This is a genomic window from Pseudomonas sp. PvP100 (assembly GCF_017833055.1).
Classification (GTDB): Bacteria; Pseudomonadota; Gammaproteobacteria; order Pseudomonadales; family Pseudomonadaceae; genus Aquipseudomonas; species Aquipseudomonas syringae.
In genome coordinates, this window is the sequence record NZ_JAFIBO010000001.1 from 5,796,774 (window position 1) to 5,816,923 (window position 20,150).

18 protein-coding genes are annotated in these 20,150 nt (G+C 59.5%); 11 read left to right on the forward strand and 7 right to left on the reverse strand.

The window, feature by feature from the left end; all coding sequences use genetic code 11:
• Positions 1-100 precede the first annotated feature (100 nt).
• The 3 genes from zwf to JOE39_RS25180 are packed head-to-tail and all read left to right on the forward strand — an operon-like array spanning position 101 to position 2,981.
• Positions 101-1,570 carry a glucose-6-phosphate dehydrogenase gene (gene zwf, locus JOE39_RS25170; RefSeq protein ID WP_003408964.1) on the forward strand — a complete coding sequence of 490 codons (1,470 nt, stop codon included), beginning with the start codon at positions 101-103 and terminating at the stop codon, positions 1,568-1,570.
• Positions 1,557-2,270 carry a 6-phosphogluconolactonase gene (pgl, locus tag JOE39_RS25175; protein ID WP_004418955.1) on the forward strand — a complete coding sequence of 238 codons (714 nt, stop codon included), beginning with the start codon at positions 1,557-1,559 and terminating at the stop codon, positions 2,268-2,270. The genes zwf and pgl overlap by 14 nt, the downstream gene beginning before the upstream one ends.
• Positions 2,271-2,306: 36 nt before the next feature.
• Complete coding sequence (locus tag JOE39_RS25180) at positions 2,307-2,981, forward strand: bifunctional 4-hydroxy-2-oxoglutarate aldolase/2-dehydro-3-deoxy-phosphogluconate aldolase (protein ID WP_004402926.1); 675 nt, start codon at positions 2,307-2,309, stop codon at positions 2,979-2,981.
• Positions 2,982-3,107: 126 nt separating this feature from the next.
• On the opposite strand, the gene JOE39_RS25185 is transcribed toward JOE39_RS25180, so the two are convergent.
• On the reverse strand, positions 3,108-3,347 hold the full coding sequence (locus JOE39_RS25185; RefSeq protein ID WP_080266311.1) for a DUF3820 family protein: 240 nt from the start codon (positions 3,345-3,347) through the stop codon (positions 3,108-3,110).
• Positions 3,348-3,565: 218 nt separating this feature from the next.
• Here JOE39_RS25185 and JOE39_RS25190 point away from each other — a divergent pair, with 218 nt between their 5' ends.
• Complete coding sequence (locus tag JOE39_RS25190; RefSeq protein ID WP_024664469.1) at positions 3,566-4,048, forward strand: PA2169 family four-helix-bundle protein; 483 nt, start codon at positions 3,566-3,568, stop codon at positions 4,046-4,048.
• A 59-nt stretch (positions 4,049-4,107) separates the two neighbouring features.
• Here JOE39_RS25190 and JOE39_RS25195 read toward each other — a convergent pair whose 3' ends face one another.
• The 5 genes from JOE39_RS25195 to JOE39_RS25215 form a co-directional block, all read right to left on the reverse strand.
• On the reverse strand, positions 4,108-5,637 hold the full coding sequence (locus JOE39_RS25195; protein ID WP_210078151.1) for a sensor domain-containing diguanylate cyclase: 1,530 nt from the start codon (positions 5,635-5,637) through the stop codon (positions 4,108-4,110).
• A 205-nt stretch (positions 5,638-5,842) separates the two neighbouring features.
• Positions 5,843-7,207 (reverse strand): heavy metal sensor histidine kinase, encoded by a 1,365-nt coding sequence (locus tag JOE39_RS25200; RefSeq protein ID WP_080289306.1) that lies wholly within the window; start codon positions 7,205-7,207, stop codon positions 5,843-5,845.
• Positions 7,197-7,874 (reverse strand): heavy metal response regulator transcription factor, encoded by a 678-nt coding sequence (locus JOE39_RS25205; RefSeq protein ID WP_003314062.1) that lies wholly within the window; start codon positions 7,872-7,874, stop codon positions 7,197-7,199. Before JOE39_RS25205 ends, JOE39_RS25200 begins: the two co-directional genes overlap by 11 nt.
• Before the next feature lie 10 nt (positions 7,875-7,884).
• On the reverse strand, positions 7,885-10,989 hold the full coding sequence (locus tag JOE39_RS25210; protein WP_210078149.1) for a multidrug efflux RND transporter permease subunit: 3,105 nt from the start codon (positions 10,987-10,989) through the stop codon (positions 7,885-7,887).
• Positions 10,986-12,152, reverse strand: coding sequence for an efflux RND transporter periplasmic adaptor subunit (locus JOE39_RS25215; protein ID WP_024662143.1), 1,167 nt, complete (start codon positions 12,150-12,152; stop codon positions 10,986-10,988). Before JOE39_RS25215 ends, JOE39_RS25210 begins: the two co-directional genes overlap by 4 nt.
• Positions 12,153-12,432: 280 nt before the next feature.
• Between JOE39_RS25215 and JOE39_RS25220 the strand changes: the two genes are divergently transcribed.
• The 7 genes from JOE39_RS25220 (at position 12,433) to JOE39_RS25250 (ending at position 19,321) form a co-directional block, all read left to right on the forward strand.
• Complete coding sequence (locus JOE39_RS25220) at positions 12,433-12,825, forward strand: hypothetical protein (RefSeq protein WP_170855853.1); 393 nt, start codon at positions 12,433-12,435, stop codon at positions 12,823-12,825.
• Positions 12,826-13,155: 330 nt separating this feature from the next.
• The gene (locus JOE39_RS25225; RefSeq protein WP_003314067.1) at positions 13,156-13,740 is read left to right on the forward strand and encodes a fimbrial protein; all 585 of its coding nucleotides are present in this window, start codon (positions 13,156-13,158) and stop codon (positions 13,738-13,740) included.
• A 63-nt stretch (positions 13,741-13,803) separates the two neighbouring features.
• Positions 13,804-14,556: a molecular chaperone gene (locus JOE39_RS25230; protein ID WP_074907485.1), complete on the forward strand. Its 753-nt coding sequence runs from the start codon at positions 13,804-13,806 to the stop codon at positions 14,554-14,556.
• 202 nt (positions 14,557-14,758) lie between these two features.
• Positions 14,759-17,221, forward strand: coding sequence for a fimbria/pilus outer membrane usher protein (locus tag JOE39_RS25235; protein ID WP_170855861.1), 2,463 nt, complete (start codon positions 14,759-14,761; stop codon positions 17,219-17,221).
• On the forward strand, positions 17,218-18,003 hold the full coding sequence (locus JOE39_RS25240; RefSeq protein ID WP_210078147.1) for a molecular chaperone: 786 nt from the start codon (positions 17,218-17,220) through the stop codon (positions 18,001-18,003). Before JOE39_RS25235 ends, JOE39_RS25240 begins: the two co-directional genes overlap by 4 nt.
• A gap of 1 nt (position 18,004) precedes the next feature.
• Positions 18,005-19,003, forward strand: a complete 999-nt coding sequence (locus JOE39_RS25245; RefSeq protein WP_024692442.1) for a fimbrial protein — start codon at positions 18,005-18,007, stop codon at positions 19,001-19,003.
• Positions 19,004-19,096: 93 nt separating this feature from the next.
• Entirely contained in the window at positions 19,097-19,321 is a 225-nt protein-coding gene (locus JOE39_RS25250) for a hypothetical protein (RefSeq protein WP_003415292.1), read from the forward strand.
• 18 nt (positions 19,322-19,339) lie between these two features.
• Here JOE39_RS25250 and JOE39_RS25255 read toward each other — a convergent pair whose 3' ends face one another.
• A complete protein-coding gene (locus JOE39_RS25255; protein WP_074907478.1) occupies positions 19,340-20,095 on the reverse strand; it encodes a YkgJ family cysteine cluster protein in 756 nt (251 codons plus the stop codon).
• Positions 20,096-20,150 lie beyond the last annotated feature (55 nt).

The following is a 20,150-nucleotide window of genomic DNA, read 5'->3' on the forward strand; positions in this document are numbered from 1 at the left end:
ATGCTTTTAGGCAGAATGTTGTGGTTATTACTACATATGGCCTTGAGTAACGCCTTTAAAAAAGGTATTTGTAGCCTAACTTGATAAAAGAACCAACATTATGCCCTTGATTACGGTTGAACCGTGCACATTTGCCCTGTTTGGTGCCCTGGGGGACCTGGCGGTACGCAAGCTGTTTCCGGCTCTTTATCAGCTTGATCGCGCTGGACTGCTGCATGAAGACACAAAAATTCTTGCCCTGGCGCGTGAACCGGGCGACGAAGAGTCGCATCTGGCGTACATCGAAAAATCCATGCGCCGCTTCATTCCCGAAACGGAACTGGAGCCGGACAACCTGGGCCGCTTTCTGGCGCGCCTCAGCTACCTGCATGTCGACTTCCTCAAGGCAGAGGACTACGTCGCGCTTGCCGAGCGCGTCGGCAATGCCGAAACCCTGATCGCCTATTTCGCCACACCGGCCTCGGTCTACGGCGCTATCTGCGAGAACCTCGCGTCGGTCAACCTCGCCGAGCGCACGCGTGCCGTACTGGAAAAACCCATAGGGCACGACCTGGCCTCTTCGCGCCGGGTCAATGACGCCGTCGCGCAGTTTTTCCCGGAAAACCGCGTTTATCGCATCGACCACTATCTGGGCAAGGACACGGTACAGAACCTCATCGCTCTGCGCTTTGCCAACAGCCTGTTCGAAACCCAGTGGAACCAGAACCATATTTCGCACGTAGAGATCACGGTGGCCGAGAAGGTCGGCATCGAGGGCCGTTGGGGCTACTTCGATCAGGCCGGCCAGCTGCGTGACATGATTCAGAACCACCTGCTGCAGCTGCTCTGCCTGATTGCCATGGACCCGCCAAGCGACCTGTCTGCCGACAGTATCCGTGACGAGAAGGTCAAGGTGCTCAAGGCACTGGCCCCGTTTACCCCGGAGCGTCTGGCGACCCAGGTGGTGCGCGGCCAGTACACCTCCGGCTACAGCGAAGGCAAGGCGGTGCCTGGCTATCTGGAGGAAGAAAACTCCAATACCCAGAGCGATACCGAAACCTTCGTCGCGTTGCGCGCCGACATCCGCAACTGGCGCTGGTCGGGTACGCCGTTCTATCTGCGCACCGGCAAACGCATGCCGCAGAAGCTGTCGCAGATCGTGATCCATTTCAAAGAGCCGCCGCACTACATCTTCGCGCCTGAACAGCGTTTGCAGATCAGCAACCGCCTGATCATCCGCCTGCAGCCTGACGAAGGCATTTCCTTGCAGGTGATGACCAAGGATCAGGGCCTGGACAAGGGCATGCAGCTGCGCAGCGGTCCCTTGCAACTGAATTTTTCCGACACCTACCGCAGTGCTCGTGTCCCCGACGCTTATGAGCGGTTGTTGCTGGAAGTCATGCGTGGCAATCAGAACCTGTTTGTCCGCAAAGATGAGATCGAGTATGCCTGGCAATGGTGTGATCAGTTGATCGCTGGCTGGAAGAAGGCGGGCGATGCGCCCAAGCCTTACCCGGCCGGAACCTGGGGGCCGATGAGCTCCATTGCCCTGATTACTCGCGACGGGAGATCCTGGTATGGCGACATGTGACCTCAAGCTGCCAGCAGGGCTGGTAGCACACGATTTCGACACAGCGCAGCAACTGGCCGATGCACTGGCTGAAACTGTCGCCGAACGCCTCAAGCAGGCGATCAGCAAGAACGGTCTGGCGACGCTGGTGGTGTCCGGTGGACGCAGCCCGGTGGCCTTCTTCCAGCGTCTGGCGGCACAGCCGCTGGAGTGGTCGAAAGTCGTCATCAGTCTGGCGGACGAGCGCTTCGTGCCGACCGAACATGCCGACAGCAATGCCGGCCTGTTGCACCGCCACTTGTTGCAGGGGCCTGTGGCGAAGGCGAAGTTTCTCGGCCTGTACAGCGTGGCGAGCAGTGTCGAGGAAGCCGCGCAGGCTGCCGATCAGGCACTGGCCGAGCTGCCACCCATCGATGTACTGATTCTGGGCATGGGCGACGACGGGCATACCGCGTCGCTGTTCCCCAACAGCCCGAATCTGAACGAAGCCCTTGACCTGCAAGGTGAGCGCCGCTGCCTGCCCATGCTCGCACCGAGCGTGCCGCACCAGCGCCTGACCCTGACCCGTCGCCTGCTGGCGTCGGCACGTTCGCCGATTTTGTCGGTGTCCGGTCAGGCCAAACTCGACACCTTGCGCACCGCGCTGGCAGGCGATGACCTCGCCGAAATGCCGGTACGTGCCTTTCTCAACCCGTCTCTCGAGATTTACTGGTGCCCATAAGCCCCGATAAGCCCCACAAACAAAGGAACCGTCGCCATGACACAGAATGAAAATAATCAGCCGCTGACCAGCATGGCGAACAAGATTGCCCAGATCGACGAACTCTGCGCCAAGGCGAAGATTCTGCCGGTGATCACCATCGCTCGTGACCAGGACGTACTGCCGCTGGCCGATGCACTGGCCGCTGGCGGTATGACTGCGCTGGAAGTGACCCTGCGCTCGGCGTTCGGCCTGAGCGCCATTCGTATCCTGCGTGAACAGCGCCCCGAGTTGTGTGTAGGCGCGGGAACCATCCTGGACCGCAAGATGCTGGCTGACGCTGAGGCGGCCGGTTCGCAGTTCATCGTCACCCCTGGCAGCACGCAAGACCTGCTGCAAGCTGCGGTCGACAGCCCTTTGCCGCTGTTGCCGGGCGTCAGCAGCGCTTCGGAAATCATGATCGGTTACGCCATGGGCTATCGCCGCTTCAAGCTGTTTCCGGCTGAGATCAGTGGTGGTGTGGCAGCGATCAAAGCCCTGGGCGGGCCGTTCAATGAGGTGCGTTTCTGCCCTACTGGCGGTGTCAACGAGCAGAACCTCAAGAGCTACATGGCCCTGCCCAACGTCATGTGCGTGGGCGGCACCTGGATGATCGATAACGCCTGGGTCAAGAATGGCGACTGGGGGCGTATCCAGGAAGCGACTGCGCAGGCAATGGCGCTGTTTGACTGATTTTCAGGATTTCGGAGTCAGCCCCTGCGGCTGATTCTGACAAGGAAGTTGTTGTTGGTTGTATGGCTTTTCGGTGCTCCCTGGTCCGGAGCACCGTTTTTTTCTCCCCGGACCGTCTCTTCGCTTTTACCCTCTGTCCTTGAACGACTGACGTGGACGCGTACGCAGCGGGTCCAATAGCGCGCCAAGGCCGTTGTGATCGATTTCCTGCATGAGCGCCAACAAACCTCCCAGCTCTCCTTTGGGAAAGCCTTCCCGCGCAAACCAGTTCAGGTAATGCCCCGGTAAATCAGCGATCAGCCGGCCCTTGTATTTGCCGAACGGCATTTCCTGTGTCACGAGCAACTTGAGTTTTTCCGGATTCATTCGCGATAAGCCTGCGTTTCTCTCTCAGCCCGTACGATACGTGCATTCTGCATGCAGGCCAAACGGCCGATCATGCAGAAGTCACGAACGGTAAATTGTGAAAATTTCGTAACATGTTGATTTTAAACAATTATTTTCATATCAAAAACTGGCACGGTGTCTGCAATTACCTATACATCGAACACTTTCGTATCAACCTGCCATTAGGAAATTATCAAATGACCGATATCAACAAAGAAACGATCTCTATCCTGAATGACTTGGTCGAAACCAGCATTGACGGCAAGGAAGGCTTTGAAACCAGCGCAAAGCATGCAATCGGTTCAGATGTAAAAGCGTTCTTCACAAGCCGTGCTATCGAAGTTGGCCAGGCAGTTACTGAGCTGCAGACGCATGTAACGCGTCTGGGCGGCAAGCCGGAAGATTCCTCCAGCGTATCGGCTGACATCCACCAGGCGTGGGTCAAGCTGAAAACTGCATTCACCAGCAACGATGATCTGGCTGTCCTGGAAGAAGCAGAGCGCGGCGAAGATGTCGCCAAGAAGGCTTACACCAAGGCGCTCGAGAAGTCGCGTGAGAAAGGTGTGGATCCAGCTGTGATCGCCGTCATCGAAAAGCAGTACCAAGGCGTTCTGGCCAATCACGACAAAGTAAAAGCACTGCGTGACGCGGCGCGCGCCGCAGCGAAACATAATGCATAAGCGGTAACCAAAAAAAACGCCAGCCAGTCTGGCGTTTTTTTATGCCCGAAGGCAGCCCGTCAAACCTGATCGGTCACCTTTCTGGTAACCGAACTGCGGTACTCGACCCGGTTACGTCCATTGTCCTTGGCCTGATACAGCGCCTTGTCGGCCACCCCAAAAAATGCCTCCAGTTTGTCGCCTTGGCGAACGACCTCCGAAGCGACCCCGATGCTCACAGTGATGGGATGCTCGGCATTCCTGAACAGAGGCAGTGACTCTGCGGCCTTGCGGATTTTTTCCGCGATCAACATGGCGCCCGGCAAGTCTGTTTCCGGCAGTACCACCACGAACTCTTCGCCGCCATAGCGTGCAATCCGGTCGCCTGGACGGCGGATGCAGTATGAGATGGTCTGCGCAATCAGACGCAGCGCCTCGTCCCCGCCCTGATGGCCATGACGCTCATTGAATGCCTTGAAATGGTCTACGTCGATCATCAGCAATGACAGCTGTTTGCCAGAGCGTTGCGCTCGCGCCCACTCGATTTCCATGGCTTCGTCAAGCTGACGGCGGTTATCGAGCCCGGTCAGACCATCTGTCGCGGCCAGGCTGGCCAGTGCATCTTCGGCACGGTGGCGTCTTCTCAGTTCGCGACACAGCAGCCAGGTCAGCCACAGAATGCCCAGACACAAGACGCTGGTGGCCGAGCCGACCAGCCAGGCGTTGCGCCGCCAGACGGCGTACACCTCCTCCTCGGACTGCCCGATCACGACGATCAGCGGCAGGTTGCCGACTCTGGAGAAGGTATACAGCCGGCGAGCGTTCAACTGCGTCGACATCGCGGCAAAGCTGCCATCGCCTTCCTGAAGAATCCGTTGAAAGTTGGGGCTGTGGCTGTAATCCTTGCCGATCAGTTCCTGGCCTTCCATTTCCGGGTAGCGAACGATCAAAATGCCCGAGGTATTGATCAGGTTGATGCTGCTGTCGCTGCCCAGATTCTGGCTCATGAACAGGTGCTTGAAGTACACCAGACGCATCGCCGCGCTCACGATCCCCATGAACTCGCCGTTGGGCCCTGATAGGCGCCGGCTGAAACTGATGCACCAGTCCTTGTAGCCCCAGCGACTCTTGTAGGGTGCACTGACGTGTAGCGTCAAAGAGCGATCTACGGCATGGTCCTTGAAATAGGCGCGGTCAGAGAAGTTGTCGTGTCGAGGGATGACAGACAAAGAATCAGCCAATAGTTCGCCGCGGTTATCGAGCAATACCAGATCGCCCTTGTAAGAGGCGGCAGTGGCGCGATCGAACAGAACAAGTTGGCGCAGTTCAGGTGACAATTGCTGAAGGTCCGGACGCTGCCACGCGCTGATCATGCCTTGCAGTGAAGAGTCGTAAAGTTCTGCGTTACGCATGACGTCGGCATCGATCAAACGCACGATATTGGACGCTGCGCGTGCTGCTGTCTGTGCTGCGTCGTCGCGCTCCTGGGCCAGTAGAGACGCCACGATCGCCAGAATGGCGAGCATTGAAACCGAGCTGCCAAAAATCAATATCAGCTCCGGACGGGTCCATCTGAGCCGGGCTCGCCGAGAAAACGCAAACACCATCATCGGTTGTTCTACCTGCAGACGAATGATTCTTGATAATCGGTTAATAAAATTATCATTTATTTGGGGAACTTATTGGCGCGTGTATAACACGCTCCTTATAGCCTCATATGAATGGAATGTGAATAAAGCAAGTGTATTTAAAACGCTGCGAACAGACGCACACTGAGGGCCGTGAAAATGGTCAGTGTAGTCAGTATTTTCGGTGTCACCGGGGCAACTGGATGCCGAAGGTATTGGCGCCCTTGGCGCTGTTCACGAACACGGTGCCGCCGTGCATCAAGGCAATCGCCTTGACGATGGCCAGCCCCAGGCCGTGATTGGCGCCGCTGTTACTGCGTGAGGCATCCACCCGATAAAAGCGCTCGAACAGTCTGGGTAAATGTTCCTGGGCGATTTGTACGCCCGGATTGGTCACGCTGACAGTGACATGGGCATCGCGGGATTCGATGTTGACTTCAATGACTTCGCCAGCGCGAGTGTGCTGAACGGCGTTATGCAACAGATTGATCAGCGCGCGGCGCAAGTGGGGCTTTTCAATCGGCGCGCTGGCGTCACCGTTGACGCGGACTTGCACGTGAGCGTCTTCCAGAATGAAGTCCAGGTAATCCAGCGTCGTAGCGACTTCTTCAGCCAGTGAGGTGCAGGTCTGTGCCTTGACCTTGGTGCCCTGATCGGCGCTCGCCAGAAACAGCATGTCGTTGATGATCGAGCGCAGGCGCTCCAGCTCTTCGAGGTTCGACTGCAGCACCTCGAAATAATGCTCGGCAGAGCGGCCACGGGTTAGCGCTACCTGGGTCTGACCGATCAGGTTGGTCAGCGGCGAGCGGAGCTCGTGCGCCACGTCGGCATTGAACGATTCCAGCCTTGAGTAGGCTTGCTCGACGCGTTCCAGCGTGGAGTTGAACGAGGCGACGAATTGTTCGAGCTCCGGTGGCAGCGGCGATAGCTGCAAGCGTCCGGACAGCCGCGGCGGGGCGAGCTTCTGGACTTCCTGCGAGAGGCTGGTCAGCGGTCGCAGGCCAATTCGCGCGACCCAGTAGCCCAGCGCCGACGCCAGCAGAATGCCCAGCGTGGCGAGGCTGATCAAGGCGACCAGCAGCGAGTGCTGCGTGTGCCAGAACGTCTCGGTGTCGATGGCGGTCAGAAAGCGCAGTGCCGGACGCTGTTCCTTGGCGGGAAACTCGCTGACCAGCACTTTGAACGAAAACGGGTGATCCACCAGTTTCAGGTCGTGCATGCCCAGCGGCCCCTGCGCAAAACGACGAATCTCAGCGCCAGGGTTGCCGAACTCGTAGAGCGGATTGTCACTCACCACCCAGAAGCGCAGGCGTTTATCCTCTTCACTGAGCAAGGTGAGCTTGGTCTTGATCTTGCCCCAGTGCTCCGGGTTGCCGAAACGATTGACCGCCGATTCCAGCACGCTGTAGCGCGCATCCACTTCCGCGCGGGGCAGCAGGTCGAGGCTCTTGTCGACCTGAAGGTACAAGGCCCAGCCGATCAGCAGAAAGACCACCAGCGCCACCAGCGCGAACAGTCCGCTCAGGCGCAGGGCAATCGAATCAACCCGCACTGCGGTTCTCCAGCACATAGCCCATGCCGCGAATGGTGTGCAGCAGCTTGTGCTCGTGAGGGCCATCGAGCTTGGCCCGCAAGCGCTTGATCGCGACTTCGACCACATTGGTATCGCTGTCGAAGTTGATGTCCCAGACCATCTCGGCGATGGACGTCTTGGAGAGAATGTCGCCCTGACGCCGGGCCAGCACGCTGAGCAGCGAAAACTCCTTGGCGGTCAGGTCCAGGCGCAGGCCGGCGCGGGTCGCCTTGCGGCTGATCAGGTCTATCCACAGGTCGGCGATGGTGATCTGCACCGGTTCGTGGCCACCGCTGCGCCGGGTCAGGGCCTGCAGGCGGGCGACCAGTTCCAGAAAGGAAAACGGTTTGCCCAGGTAATCATCCGCGCCTTCGCGCAGGCCGCGAATGCGGTCGTCGACCTGCTCGCGCGCGGTCAGCATGATCACGGGTGTCTGTTTGCGCGCACGCAACGCACGCAACACACCAAAACCATCCAGGCCTGGGAGCATCACGTCGAGAATGACAATCGCATGGTCATTCTCCAGCGCCAGGTGCAGGCCTTCGATCCCGTCTCGCGCCACGTCCACGGCATAGCCCTGTTCGGTCAGGCCCCGACGCAGGTAATCGGCGGTTTTCTCTTCGTCTTCGATAATCAGCACGCGCATCGGGTGACTCTCACTTGTGCAGGGCCAGCGCCGGTGCGTCGGGCGCCGGGTGACGTCGATGAAACAACCGCTCCAGTTGCAGATAAATGACCGGCGTCGTGAACAACGTGAGCATCTGGCTCACCAGCAGGCCGCCGACCACGGCAATGCCCAGCGGCTGACGCAACTCGGAACCGACGCCGAAACCGAGCATCAGCGGCAGCGCGCCGAGCAGCGCGGCGAGGGTGGTCATGATAATCGGTCGGAAGCGGGTGATGCAGGCCTCATAAATGGCTTCGTGGGGGGTGAGGCCCTGCTCGCGCTGGGCCTGCAGGGCAAAGTCCACCAGCAGAATACCGTTCTTTTTGACGATACCGATCAGCAACACCACGCCGATCAAAGCCATGATCGAGAAGTCCTGCCCCATCATCCACAGCAGCAAAAGTGCGCCGATACCTGCCGAGGGCAGGGTAGAGATGATGGTCAGCGGGTGCACGAAGCTTTCATAGAGCACACCCAGAATGATGTACACCGCCACCAGCGCCGCAAGGATCAGCCAGGGCTGGTTGGCCAGCGAACTCTGGAACGCCTGTGCTGCGCCCTGGAAGCTGCCGATGATCGAGGCGGGCATGCCGATTTCGTTCTTGGCCTGATCGAGCATGCGCACAGCATCACCCAACGCGACCCCGGGAGCCAGGTTGAATGACAGGTTCGCCGCCGGGAACATCCCGTCATGGCTGATCGATAACGGCCCCATGCGCGGCGCACTGACTTTGGCCAGTGCCGACAGCGGCACCATTTCGCTGGTCAGCGGTGAGCGCAGGTAGAAGTACGCCAGGCTTTCGGCCTTGCCGCGCTGCTGGGCGTCCAGTTCAAGGATTACCTTGTACTGGTTGACCTCCGTCTGATACTCGCTGATCTGCCGCTGGCCGAACGCGTCGTACAGCGCCTGGTCGACATCGGCCGTGGTCAGGCCGAAGCGCGCGGCAGCACTGCGGTCGATGTCGATGTGCGTGACGCTGCCGCCCAGTTGCAAGTCGTTGGACATGTCACGAAACGCCGGGTTGCTGCGCAGCTTTTCAGTCAGCCGTTGTGTCCAGGTGTTGAGTAGTTCGCCGTCGTTGCCCTTGAGCACGTACTGGTACTGACTGCGGCTCGGCCCGGAACTGAGGTTGATGTCCTGCCCGGCGCGCAGATACAGAACGATGCCCGGGACTTTGGCCAGTTTGGGGCGCAGGCGGTCGATGAACTCGCTGACCGACACATCGCGTTCGGCGCGTGGTTTGAGCGAGATCCAGAAGCGGCCGTTGGCGATGGTCTGGTTGCTGCCCGAAACACCGACCGAATGCGAGAACGCCAGCACGGCAGGGTCCGCGCCGACGATCTTTGCCAGCTCCAGGTGTTTTTCCACCATGTCTGGGTAGGAGATGTCGGCAGCGGCCTCGGTGGTCCCGAGTGCAAAAGCGGTGTCCTGGACCGGAAAGAAGCCTTTGGGTATGAGGATGTAACCGACCACTGCCAGCGCCAGGGTCAGGCCGAACACGCCAAGCATCAGCCGCTGATGGGCCAGGGCCTTGCGCAAGCCACGCTCGTAGGAGGCGAGCAGGCGTTCACCGAATCCCGGTTTCTGATGCGGGTGATGGGTGGGGGCGCGCATGAACAGCGCGGCCAGGGTCGGCGCGAGGGTCAGGGAGACGACCACCGAAATAAGAATGGTCGCGGTTGCGGTCAGTGCGAATTCCTTGAACAGTCGCCCGACCACGCCGCCCATGAACAACAGTGGAATGAACGCCGCCACTAACGAGAAGCTGATCGACACCACGGTAAAGCCGATTTCCCCGGAGCCCTTTATCGCGGCTTCGCGCATACCCTGGCCGGCTTCGAGATGACGGTGGATGTTCTCGACTACCACGATGGCGTCATCCACCACGAAACCGACCGCGACCACGATGGCCACCAGTGTCAGGTTGTTCAGGCTGAAGCCGAACAGGTACATCATCGCAAAGCTGGCAATCAGCGAGACCCCGAGTACCGCACTGACGATCAGGGTGGCTGACAGTTGGCGCAGGAACAGCGCCATGACTGCGACCACCAGCAGCACCGCGATCATCAGGGTCAGTTCCACTTCATGCAGCGAGGCACGGATGGTGCGGGTGCGGTCGTTGAGTACCGAGACATCGACGCTGGCCGGGAGCATTTCCTGCAGGCGTGGCAGTTCACCCTGGATACGGTCCACGGTGTCGACAATGTTGGCGCCCGGCTGGCGGAAGATGGCGATGTTGACGCCTTGCTGATCGCCGGACCACGCCTTGACGTAGGCGTTTTCCGAGCCCGCGACCACCCGAGCCACATCCTTGAGCTGGACGGGCGCGCCGTTCTTGTAGGAAACGATCAGTTGCGCGTAGTCCTGCGGCTTGAACAACTGGTCGTTGGAAGACAGGGTTGAAATACTGTCCTTGCCGTACAGGGCACCCTTGGCCAGGTTCAGGCTGGTCTGTTGCACCGCCTGGCGAATGTCCGCCAGAGTCAGCCCCAGCGCAGCCAGCTTCTCGGGAGCGGCCTGGACACGAATCGCCGGACGCTGCTGACCGGTGATGAAGACCTGGCCCACCCCTTCGATCTGGCTGAGCTGGCGCGCCAGAATGGTTTCGGTGACGTCGCTCAGCTCGGTGCCGGGGATCAGGCTGGAGCTCACGCTGAGAATCAGCACCGGGCTGTCGGCCGGGTTGACCTTGCGCCACGTCGGCAGGTTGGGCAGATCGGCCGGCAAGCGTCCGGCTGCGGTATTGATGGCGGCCTGGACTTCCTGCGCCGCAGTGTCGATGCTTTTGTTGAGCGTGAATTGCAGTGTCAGGTTGGTGGAGCCCAGTGCGCTGCTGGAGGTCATCTGGGTCATGCCCGGTATCGCGCTGAACTGCACTTCCAGTGGCGTGGCAACCGAAGACGCCATGGTCTCGGGGCTGGCGCCGGGCAGCTGCGCTGTGACCTGGATGGTCGGGAATTCCGCTTCCGGCAACGGCGCGATCGGCAGCCGCGGAAAGGCAATGACCCCCAGCAGGACCAATGCAAAGGTCAACAACAAGGTGGCCACCGGGTGGTCGATGCACCACGCCGACACCGAGCCCCGGCCGTTCATCGTGCAGGCTCCGCTTGCGCGCTGGCGACATCCGCAGCAGGCGCAGTGATCACTTCGACCGTTGCTCCCGGGCGTAGCCGCGACTGGCCGTCGCTGACCAGTACATCGCCAGCACGTGGTCCGCTGATCAGTGTCTGTTCGCTGTCCTGATAGAGCACTTTGACGGGTACGACTTCCACCTTGTTGTCGGCAGTGAGCCGATAGACGAAGTGCAGGTCAACACCGCGCTGCACCACTTGTGGCGGCACTTTCAGCGAGTTGAGTTCGATACCGGTCTGGATCTTCACGGTCACCAGTTGCCCTGGCCAGAGTTGCTCTCCGGGGTTTTTGAACTGAGCCTTGGCGCGGATCGTACCGGTGCCTGCCGACACCTGATTGTCGATCAATGAAAGCGTACCTTCACCCAAAAGCAGTCCGTTGGCCGCGCCGTCGCCCTGATACGCCTTGACGGTCGCAGCGTTGCGCTCGGCAATCAGCCCCTGCAGGGTCGGCAACATCTGCTGTGGCAGGGAAAACTCCACGGCAATCGGGTCGATCTGGGTCACTGAAAACAGCCCGGCAGCATCGCTGACGCGCAGGAAGTTGCCTTCATCGACATTGCGAATACCGACCCGTCCCGTCACCGGCGAGCGAATCTGGGTGTAAGACAGCTGCACTTGTGAGGCGTTGATGCTCGCTTCGTTGCCTTTCGCCGTGGCTTCGAGCTGCCTGACCAATGCCTGTTGCTGATCGAATGTCTGTCGCGAGATGCCATTTTCCTGGGTGAGCTGGCGATAGCGCTTGAGGTCCAGTTGCGCCACGTCCAACTGAGCCTTGCTCTGCGCCAACTGGGCACGCGCCTGTTCCAGTGCAGCCCGGATAGAGCGGTCATCCAGCGTTGCCAGCAGGTCCCCGGCCTTGACCTGCTGACCCTCCTTGACCAGCACGCGCGTCAGCACCCCATCCACCTGAGGGCGGATCACGACGCTTTGCAGCGACAGCACCGAACCGATCCCTGTGACGAAACGCGGCACGTCCTCAAGACTGACCGTGATCACTTTGACGGGCACAGCGACAGCGGCATGTTTGGGGAGTGTGGCCGGGCGGGTCAGTTTCCAGCCGGCAATTGCCGCACAGGCGATCACCAGGACGACGGCGGTGACGGTCAGGGTCTTTCTGCGCATATGAAGAAAACGCCAAGTGTCGGTACGGAAGTAATGTTTTTTACAGCTTCCTTATAGCCTGCAAACCCGGTCAACAAAATGACTTTCAGCTGTCAGGTTTGTCAGAAAGCCTCCAGCGGGTGTGGCGTGCAGTCAAGAAAAGTCGGAATTGGACGATACCTATGTTGAAGAGATAGTTGTCCAGATGTTTATAAAGTCCTAGGAGTTTTCCTACATTTTCCTAAGTAGGTTTCTGGCAGGTCATTCTCTCATCAACTTAAATTATCGTATGAGTCAGTGAATGGAGTACGCCATGAGCAGTCAGAAAATGAACGGAAAAGTGATGTGGAAGTTACGGACCCTTGATAAACGCTTGTGGGTCGTAATCCTGTCGGCGCTGTGGCTGACTGCTCCCGCTGTGTCATGGGCAAAGGACGGTGCAATAACGTTGCGTGGCAGTATCGTCAACAGCAGTTGCAAGGTTTCCAGTACAGAGATGACGGCGCCCGGTGTTCAGTCGAGAACGCTGGAAGTTGCACCCGGGGTCACTATTTATGTGAGCACCGAACGTAATGTCTGTGGTGAGCAGGCAATGCCCTTCTTGACGCAGTATCAGGTGTTGCCTGCCGCCGTGGTCATCGACGGAGAAGCCCTGCAGGCGCGCGCTGCGGTGGTCACGTTGAGCTATCAGTAAATACCGGTCTGTCGTGTTTTTTCGTCCGGACTGTCACGTTCTCAAGTGGCAGTCCAGTGCCAGTTAAGTTTGAGCGATAAATAATCTCGGCCACAGTGAAGGCGTCGGTAGTCTGTACCTGATTAAGGGCGCGCTTCTGTGTGGAAAAGGGTTTTTATCAGTGTGCCCGGCACACCTTATAATTATTCCTACAGACCTGTCCTGCGTGTCGTGTTGTGTTGTCTGCGGGGTGAAAGTTACCGAGCTGACAGCACTGAAATAGACCTGGCTCTATAGTGCTCACCGTCCGATAGCGGGCACACACGAAATAACACAAGGAAGGTCGTTAGCATGAAAAAGCTTTCTCTTACATTGGCAGTTCTGGGCGTAATGGGCGTTGGCATGGCAGGTACCGCCAGTGCGGCGAACAACGGCACAATGGTCTTCAACGGAACACTGACCAATATCTCCTGCGATGTGGGGCCGGGCACGGGTGTCAGTGCGGGGACCAACCCTGGCGAAATCAATATCGACCTGGGCAACGTGTCCTTCTCCGATATCGGTGTATCGAGCGAAAGCCGATTCGAGACGGCTGCCCCCATCCAGTTGCTGGTCAACTGCAGTGCAGGTGCAGACCAATACAACATGGTGAAGATGCGCCTTATTGCCCGTAACGGCAGTGGCCTGGACAACAACGACGCGAAACTCCTGCGCACCACCGGTGCGGCAGATGGCGTCGGTATCGGCCTGCTCAATGCGTCCAGTGTGCTGATGGATCTGAGTGGTGACGAAACCGTCGACACCACGCTGATCAAGGATGGCGCCAACGGTGCCACCGCTGAAATCAATTTTGGCGCGGTGTATGTGCTTAACGGCACGCCCACCAATCCTGGTAATGCCGACGGCTTCCTGCCGTTCGTGATGGATTACGAGTAATCGTGTCGGACAGGGCGGGCAGCGCTCGCTCTGTCCTTTACCGAAGTCAAGGTGAACGTCAGCATGTTTCCCGATTTTTTCCGCTACACGATGCTCGCCGCGTTGTTGTTCTGCGCATCCACTGCTCAGGCGGGCATCGTATTGAATACGACGCGAGTCATTTACCAGGGCACTGATAAAGAGGTCAGTCTGGGTGTTCACAACAGTGGCGGTGGAGAGATTCTCCTGCAGTCCTGGCTTGAATCTCCTGTGTCGGCGGCCGGCACTCACGAAAGTCTGCCGAACTTGCCGTTCATTGTCACACCCGCACTTACGCGTATGGCCGGGGGTGGCAGGCAACTATTGCGGATCATTCATTCCGGTACCGACATGCCCACCGATCGTGAGTCGGTGTTGTGGCTCAATGTTCAGGAAATACCCCAGACCGCAGCAGAAAACACGCTGCAGATCGCGGTACGTCAGCGCATAAAAGTCTTCTTCCGGCCTGATGGTTTGCAGGGTGATCCACAGCAGGCTCCGGAAAGACTGAACTGGCAGTGGATCGATGACACCGGTGTACAGGTCGAAAATCCCGGCCCCTACCATGTCTCCATGCTCCGAATTTCCATACGCCAACACGACACTGAACTTGCCCATCTGGACAGTCAGATGCTGGCGCCGCATCAGCGTCTGAATATCCCGTTACAGCACACCCCGGCAAGTGCGCCGTTGCTGCTCAGTTTCGTCAGTCTCAATGACTACGGCGGACAAGTGCCTTATCAGGCAACCCTTACCCATAAACAACCGGTTAACGCCGGCAAGGCGTCGCCCCGATAAGCTGGCTTATCCACTGTCAGCGTTCACCATTCAAACCGTCGGGCCTCAGTGACAAGCAGCCCGGCAGACCTGCGTCTGTGTAAAAGGATTGCGCGGCGCGCGCGACAGCCGAAGTAGAGTGAAGACCGCTATGGAATGGCGCAAAGAAGTTAACAAGGGAGCCATTGCCCAGTGCGCGCTCCCTCACCCCCGACGCTGTGCGCTGGGTATCGGTTTCGGATTGACGTTGATGTTTGTACTCAACGCGTCAGCCGCCTCGTCGGGTAGCGACGGGGCAGCCAGATTCAATACGGCTTTTATCCAGGGAAGCGATCAGCCGGCTGACCTTCAGGAGTTTCTGCGCTCCAATAGCGTGCTGCCCGGTACTTACCGGGTTGATATCTACGTCAATCGCAAGCTGAGCGGCAGGCGGGACATCCGCTTTTTGAAAAATCCTCTGTCGGGCCTGATCGAGCCCTGCCTGTCGCTCGATATGCTACAAAGCTTTGGTCTGGACTTGAGTCGTCTGCCGTCAGGTGAGGTATCTGCCCAGGCCTGTTTCGACCTGCCTGCGCGTGTCGAATTTGCTCGCGTCGACTATCAGCCCGGTGCGTTGCGACTGACGATCAGTGTGCCGCAAGCGGTGATGTCGCGCGGTGCCCGTGGTTATGTATCGCCGGAGCTTTGGGATCAGGGCGAGACCGCAGGCTTTATCAATTACAACTTCAATGGCAGTCGGCGGCGTAACAAGGGCCTGGAAACGGATCAGTACTACGTAGGGCTGCGAAACGGCCTGAACGTCGGCGCCTGGCGTTTGCGCAACGAGTCCTCTCTGGTGGGCGGCAGTGACAGGCCATGGCGTTATCGCAGTAATCGTACGTTCGCGCAGCGCGACATCACTACCCTGAAAAGCCAGTTCACGCTGGGCGAGACGTTTACCGATTCGCAGGTCTTCGACAGTGTCCGCTTCAGGGGCGCGGCCCTGGCCTCTGACGATGGCATGCTATCTGACAGTGAGCGCGCCTATGCCCCGGTCATCCGCGGGATTGCCGAAACCAATGCGACCGTGGAAGTTCGCCAGAACGGTTTTCTGCTCTACAGCGGCAGTGTGTCGCCCGGGCCTTTCGAGATTGCCGATATCTATCCCAGTGGCTCCAATGGCGACTTGTCGGTGTCTGTCATCGAAGCCGACGGGCGCGTACGAACCTTCACCCAGGCCTATGCGTCGCTGCCGATCATGGTTCCCGCAGGCTCGTTGCGCTACAGCCTGGCCGGCGGGCAGGTCGACAACAACGACGACCGGCAGGCCTCTCCGGCGTTTGCCAGCGCAGCTCTGATCTATGGTCTTTCCGAACGGATTACCGGGTTCGCCGGGGCACAACTGGCCGAGGATTATCAGGCCGCGAATATAGGCACCGGGGTCAACACCGGGCTGGGCGCGGTGTCGATGGACCTCACCCGCTCGGTCAGCAAGGTGGATCGGCAGGCGCGCAGTGGGCAGAGCCTGCGGGTGCGTTATGCCAATACGCTGGACGTCACCGACACCACGCTGGCAGTGGCCGGTTATCGTTATTCGACCGAGCAATACCGGACCCTGAACCAGCACGTCAGCGACAGCGGCGCGCAGCGGCGAGTGTTGTCCTCCGGGCTGGCGCGGGATCGGCTGGAACTCAGTATCACTCAGATAGTGCCCGGCCAGTCGGCGTCGCTGAGCCTGACGGCGTCCGAGCAGCGCTACTGGAACCTGCCCGGCAAGACCCGGCAACTTTACCTGTCCTATAACGCCGCCTGGCGTTCGCTCAATTACAGCCTGTCCATCGAACGCAACGAGGATTTCGGGCGAAGCGGTGACGCCAGCACCGACAATCGTATTGCTCTGAGCGTGACCCTGCCGCTCGGATCCAGCCCCGGCTCGTCGCGATTGTCTTTCAACGCGGTGCGCGACAGCCGCGGCGAGTACAACGCGCAGGCCGGCCTCAATGGCCAGGTGCTGGGCGACCGCGACACGTTCTATTCGGTACAGGCTGGACGTGACAGCACCTCCGGCAGTTTCGGTGCCGGCAAGGTCAGCACCAGCACGGCATTCGGCCGTTTCGAGGCCGGTTATAGCCAGGGCCAGGACTACGATGCATTCAGCCTGTCCGCCGCGGGTTCGCTGGTGGCGCATGCCGGTGGTGTGAACCTGGGGCAGGCCTTGGGAGAAACCTTTGCGCTGGTTCAGGTGCCGGATGTCGGTGGCGCCCGCTTGAAATCGTTCAGTAACGTCGAGACCGCCGGCAACGGCTATGCGGTTCTGCCTTATGCGCAGGCCTACCGCACCAACTGGGTCAGCCTGGATACCCGGCAGCTGGGCGCTGATGTCGATCTGGAAAATGCCATCACCCAGATCGTGCCGCGCAGGGGCGCGATACCGGTGGTGCGCTTCAAGGCCAATGTGGGCCGCCGGGTCCAGTTCGAACTGGTCCGCACCGATGGCAGCAAGGTGCCGCTGGGCGCCAGTGTCGAAGATGAGCAGGGCAGGGCGCTGGCAGTGGTCGATCCCGGCAGCCAGGCGCTGGTGCTCAGCGAGCAGGATGCCGGCAGCCTGTGGGTGCGCTGGTCCAATCAGCGCTGTCAGGCAACATTCTCGCTACCGCCCAGAGATCCGTCGCGTGCCTACGAGCGGATCAGGGTGATATGCCGATGAGCGCTTTCGCTGGCGCATGCAAGGTGCTGTTGACGGCTGTGCTGTTGACGAGCGGCCTGGCGGCGCAGGGCGCTGTTTCGCTGAGTGGAACGCGGCTGGTTTTCGACGGGCAGTATCGCGAAGTCACGCTCGAGGTGCGCAATCGCGGCACGTCCGAGGCACTTGTACAGGCCTGGCTCAGCGACGCCGCGGATGACGACGACACCCCGGATGAGTTGCGCAAGGCGCTGTCATTCGTGGTCACACCACCACTTGCACGCTTGGCAGTGGGCGGCAGGCAGGCCTTGCGCGTGCTGTATCAGGGCACAGGCATGCCGCAGAACTACGAGTCGCTGCTGCATCTTTACGTGCTTGAGATACCCCGACGCCAGGACGGTGCGGGGCAGTTGAACATCGCCGTGCGCCAACGCATCAACGTGTTCTACCGGCCCCCCGGCCTTGACGGTGATCCGGCCGACACCCCCGCGCGGCTGCTGTGGACACTGACTCATGACCCGTCGCACGCCTTGGTGCTGACGGTCAGTAACCCGACGCCCTATCACGCCGCTCTGCAAGCGCTGCGCATCGACGGTGTGCAGCTCGGCGATCATCTGCTGTTGGCGCCGGGCGCCCAGATTTCGATGGTTGTACCGGCGAGTGTCGAGCCCTCTGCCACGCATCGTTTTTCATACCAGGCGCTGACCGACTACGGCGGCCGACGGACCCATTGCGCACAGCTCACCGGGCAGACGGCCAATACCGCCAGACTGCCGAAAAACAATTCCATTCAGGACGAATGCTGATATGAAACATCTCTCTGCCAGAGGCTGGCTGCGATCCCTTGCCGTGTTGCTGTTACTGCAGCCGGCTTCCACCTTCGCAGTGGTTTGTACCACTCAAGGGACGGGCGAAACCGAAATTCACGATGATCTGAGCAGTACGGTGGCAATCCCGGAGTCGATGCCTGACGGGGAAGTGGTATGGCGTTCCGAACCTCTGACTGTTCAGGTCGAGTGCGCCAGAGAGGGCTGGCAGTCCGAAGCGGAGGAAGTTTTTATCTACCTGAATCCGGACAATCGTTCGATCGGTCAGGGGATTCGTGCCGGAATGACGTTGCAGGGCATCGATCACCTGCAAGGCAGTGGTCGGGTCGGTACCGGTAGCTACGTGCCGGTGTGTCGCGAGGGTGAGAGCACGCTCGAAAACTGCCCGAAAGTGCGCTTTAGCCTGGCGTTTTCGGTATTTATCCAGAAGTTCGGCGCTACACCGTCCTCCGGCGTGGCCAGTGATTTGCTCGATTACCGGTTTTTTCAGCTGGGCGGCGCGACAGACCCGAGTCTGCTGTCAGGGCGCAGCCTCAGTTATGTGATCAATAACCTGCGGGGACTGAGGTTCGTGGCCTGCGATGCCGATCTGCAAGTGCTCCCGGAAACCGTGGAATTTGGCGACGTTGCGATACACCAGGTGGCCATTGGCAAAGTGACTGCCACCCAGACATTCTCTCTGCTGACCAGCCGCAGCTGTGATTCGCCGTTCAGCATCGATGCGCGTTTCAGGCCGGTGACAGGCAATCTGTCTGGCGAGCTGCTGATCCCCGTCGGTAATGATTCATTGGGGATACGCATTACCAGTGCAGTCAACGGTCAGCTGCTACGTTACAACGAGCCATTCCATCTGGCGGAATTGCTCGGCGAAACCAACACGGCCAGGGCGGACTTCAATGCCGAACTGCTGTGGAACACCAACATGCCACGGCCCGGACCGTTCAATGCCGAGGTGATGGTCGATCTGTTCTACAAATGACGGCGACAGGAGGCTCGGGCGGTTATGCGGCGATTGATGTATGCTGCGCGGCCGCGGGCATTTGCCCGGCCAATTCGACTTTCTGGTGACACCATGACCACGCCTGAACAACCTCCTGTTCAAGACGCCGCAGCCGACTCCGTCGCAGACACTGAGAACAAGGCTGTCATTGCGCCTTTCAGCTTTCCGTTCAAGCCTTCGGAGTTTGCCCAGGCCAAAAAGGAGCCGGCGTGGCATCAGAAAAACAACAAGCACGGCCATCACAAGACCCCGGGCGTCGCGCCAGCTGGCACCCGCAGGTCGATGGGCAAGCGCTGATTGCCTCAGTGATCCTGCTCAGGCCGCCTGCAAGGGGATGAACAGGTAAGAAGCCGGCTGCCGGTCAGTCACCTCGGCACCTTCCTGTTGCAGGGTGTCCAGAACGTGCTGGCCGGCGACGTGAAATTCCCACTTCGAGCCTTGGGCTTGCTCATCCTGCGCTGGATTTGCGACTTCTTCGATGGCAGCGGCAAACGCGCCCATGTCCGGCAGGTAGGCGACGAAACCGTTGCCCTTGAGGGCGGTGGTACGGATGCCGAGCTTCTGGCAAATCAGCTGTTTGGTCTCTATCTCATCCCGGTCGGCCTGACGCGACTGTTCGATCAGGTCTATCAGTTGCGTATCAACCAGCCTGTCGTTGACGATAAGGTCAGGACCCTGCTCCCAGGACTCCGGCGGGCAGCCTTTGTTCTCCGGGCGTAACGGGATGTGCGGGTTGATCTCCATCGGATAGATTCGGCACACCAGTGGCCGGCGCTCGTAGATGCGACACAGGTTCTTCTCGTCAAGATTCCGGCAGCGCCCCACGTTGTAGGCCGCGAAGGTGATCGCCACAAAGGCTGTCGTGCTGCCAGTGCTGACCTCGGCCGAGCGACGGCTGGCATGGGTCAGCTGCGTCTCGGAAACCCCGTAGCCATTGCTCAGAAATGCCTCGGTCAGCACGATGACGTTGCCGCCATCGGCCGCCCACTGCGCGGCTTCGTCGAGCGTCAGCGGTACGTGATGGTCGGTGCAGCAGCCGCCACACCCTACGCAGGAAAACTTGGTGTCCATTATCTCGATGACCCGTCCAACAGGTAGGCGGCAAGCGACAACAATTGGTCACTCA

Bases quoted from the DNA above. Each gene is read 5' to 3' on its own strand.
- zwf (WP_003408964.1), top strand. From the start codon at position 101: ATGCCCTTGATTACGGTTGAACCGTGCACATTTGCCCTGTTTGGTGCC.
- pgl (WP_004418955.1), top strand. From the start codon at position 1,557: ATGGCGACATGTGACCTCAAGCTGCCAGCAGGGCTGGTAGCACACGAT.
- JOE39_RS25180 (WP_004402926.1), top strand. From the start codon at position 2,307: ATGACACAGAATGAAAATAATCAGCCGCTGACCAGCATGGCGAACAAG.
- JOE39_RS25185 (WP_080266311.1), bottom strand. From the start codon at position 3,347: ATGAATCCGGAAAAACTCAAGTTGCTCGTGACACAGGAAATGCCGTTC.
- JOE39_RS25190 (WP_024664469.1), top strand. From the start codon at position 3,566: ATGACCGATATCAACAAAGAAACGATCTCTATCCTGAATGACTTGGTC.
- JOE39_RS25195 (WP_210078151.1), bottom strand. From the start codon at position 5,637: ATGATGGTGTTTGCGTTTTCTCGGCGAGCCCGGCTCAGATGGACCCGT.
- JOE39_RS25205 (WP_003314062.1), bottom strand. From the start codon at position 7,874: ATGCGCGTGCTGATTATCGAAGACGAAGAGAAAACCGCCGATTACCTG.
- JOE39_RS25210 (WP_210078149.1), bottom strand. From the start codon at position 10,989: ATGAACGGCCGGGGCTCGGTGTCGGCGTGGTGCATCGACCACCCGGTG.
- JOE39_RS25215 (WP_024662143.1), bottom strand. From the start codon at position 12,152: ATGCGCAGAAAGACCCTGACCGTCACCGCCGTCGTCCTGGTGATCGCC.
- JOE39_RS25220 (WP_170855853.1), top strand. From the start codon at position 12,433: ATGGAGTACGCCATGAGCAGTCAGAAAATGAACGGAAAAGTGATGTGG.
- JOE39_RS25225 (WP_003314067.1), top strand. From the start codon at position 13,156: ATGAAAAAGCTTTCTCTTACATTGGCAGTTCTGGGCGTAATGGGCGTT.
- JOE39_RS25230 (WP_074907485.1), top strand. From the start codon at position 13,804: ATGTTTCCCGATTTTTTCCGCTACACGATGCTCGCCGCGTTGTTGTTC.
- JOE39_RS25240 (WP_210078147.1), top strand. From the start codon at position 17,218: ATGAGCGCTTTCGCTGGCGCATGCAAGGTGCTGTTGACGGCTGTGCTG.
- JOE39_RS25245 (WP_024692442.1), top strand. From the start codon at position 18,005: ATGAAACATCTCTCTGCCAGAGGCTGGCTGCGATCCCTTGCCGTGTTG.
- JOE39_RS25250 (WP_003415292.1), top strand. From the start codon at position 19,097: ATGACCACGCCTGAACAACCTCCTGTTCAAGACGCCGCAGCCGACTCC.
- JOE39_RS25255 (WP_074907478.1), bottom strand. From the start codon at position 20,095: ATGGACACCAAGTTTTCCTGCGTAGGGTGTGGCGGCTGCTGCACCGAC.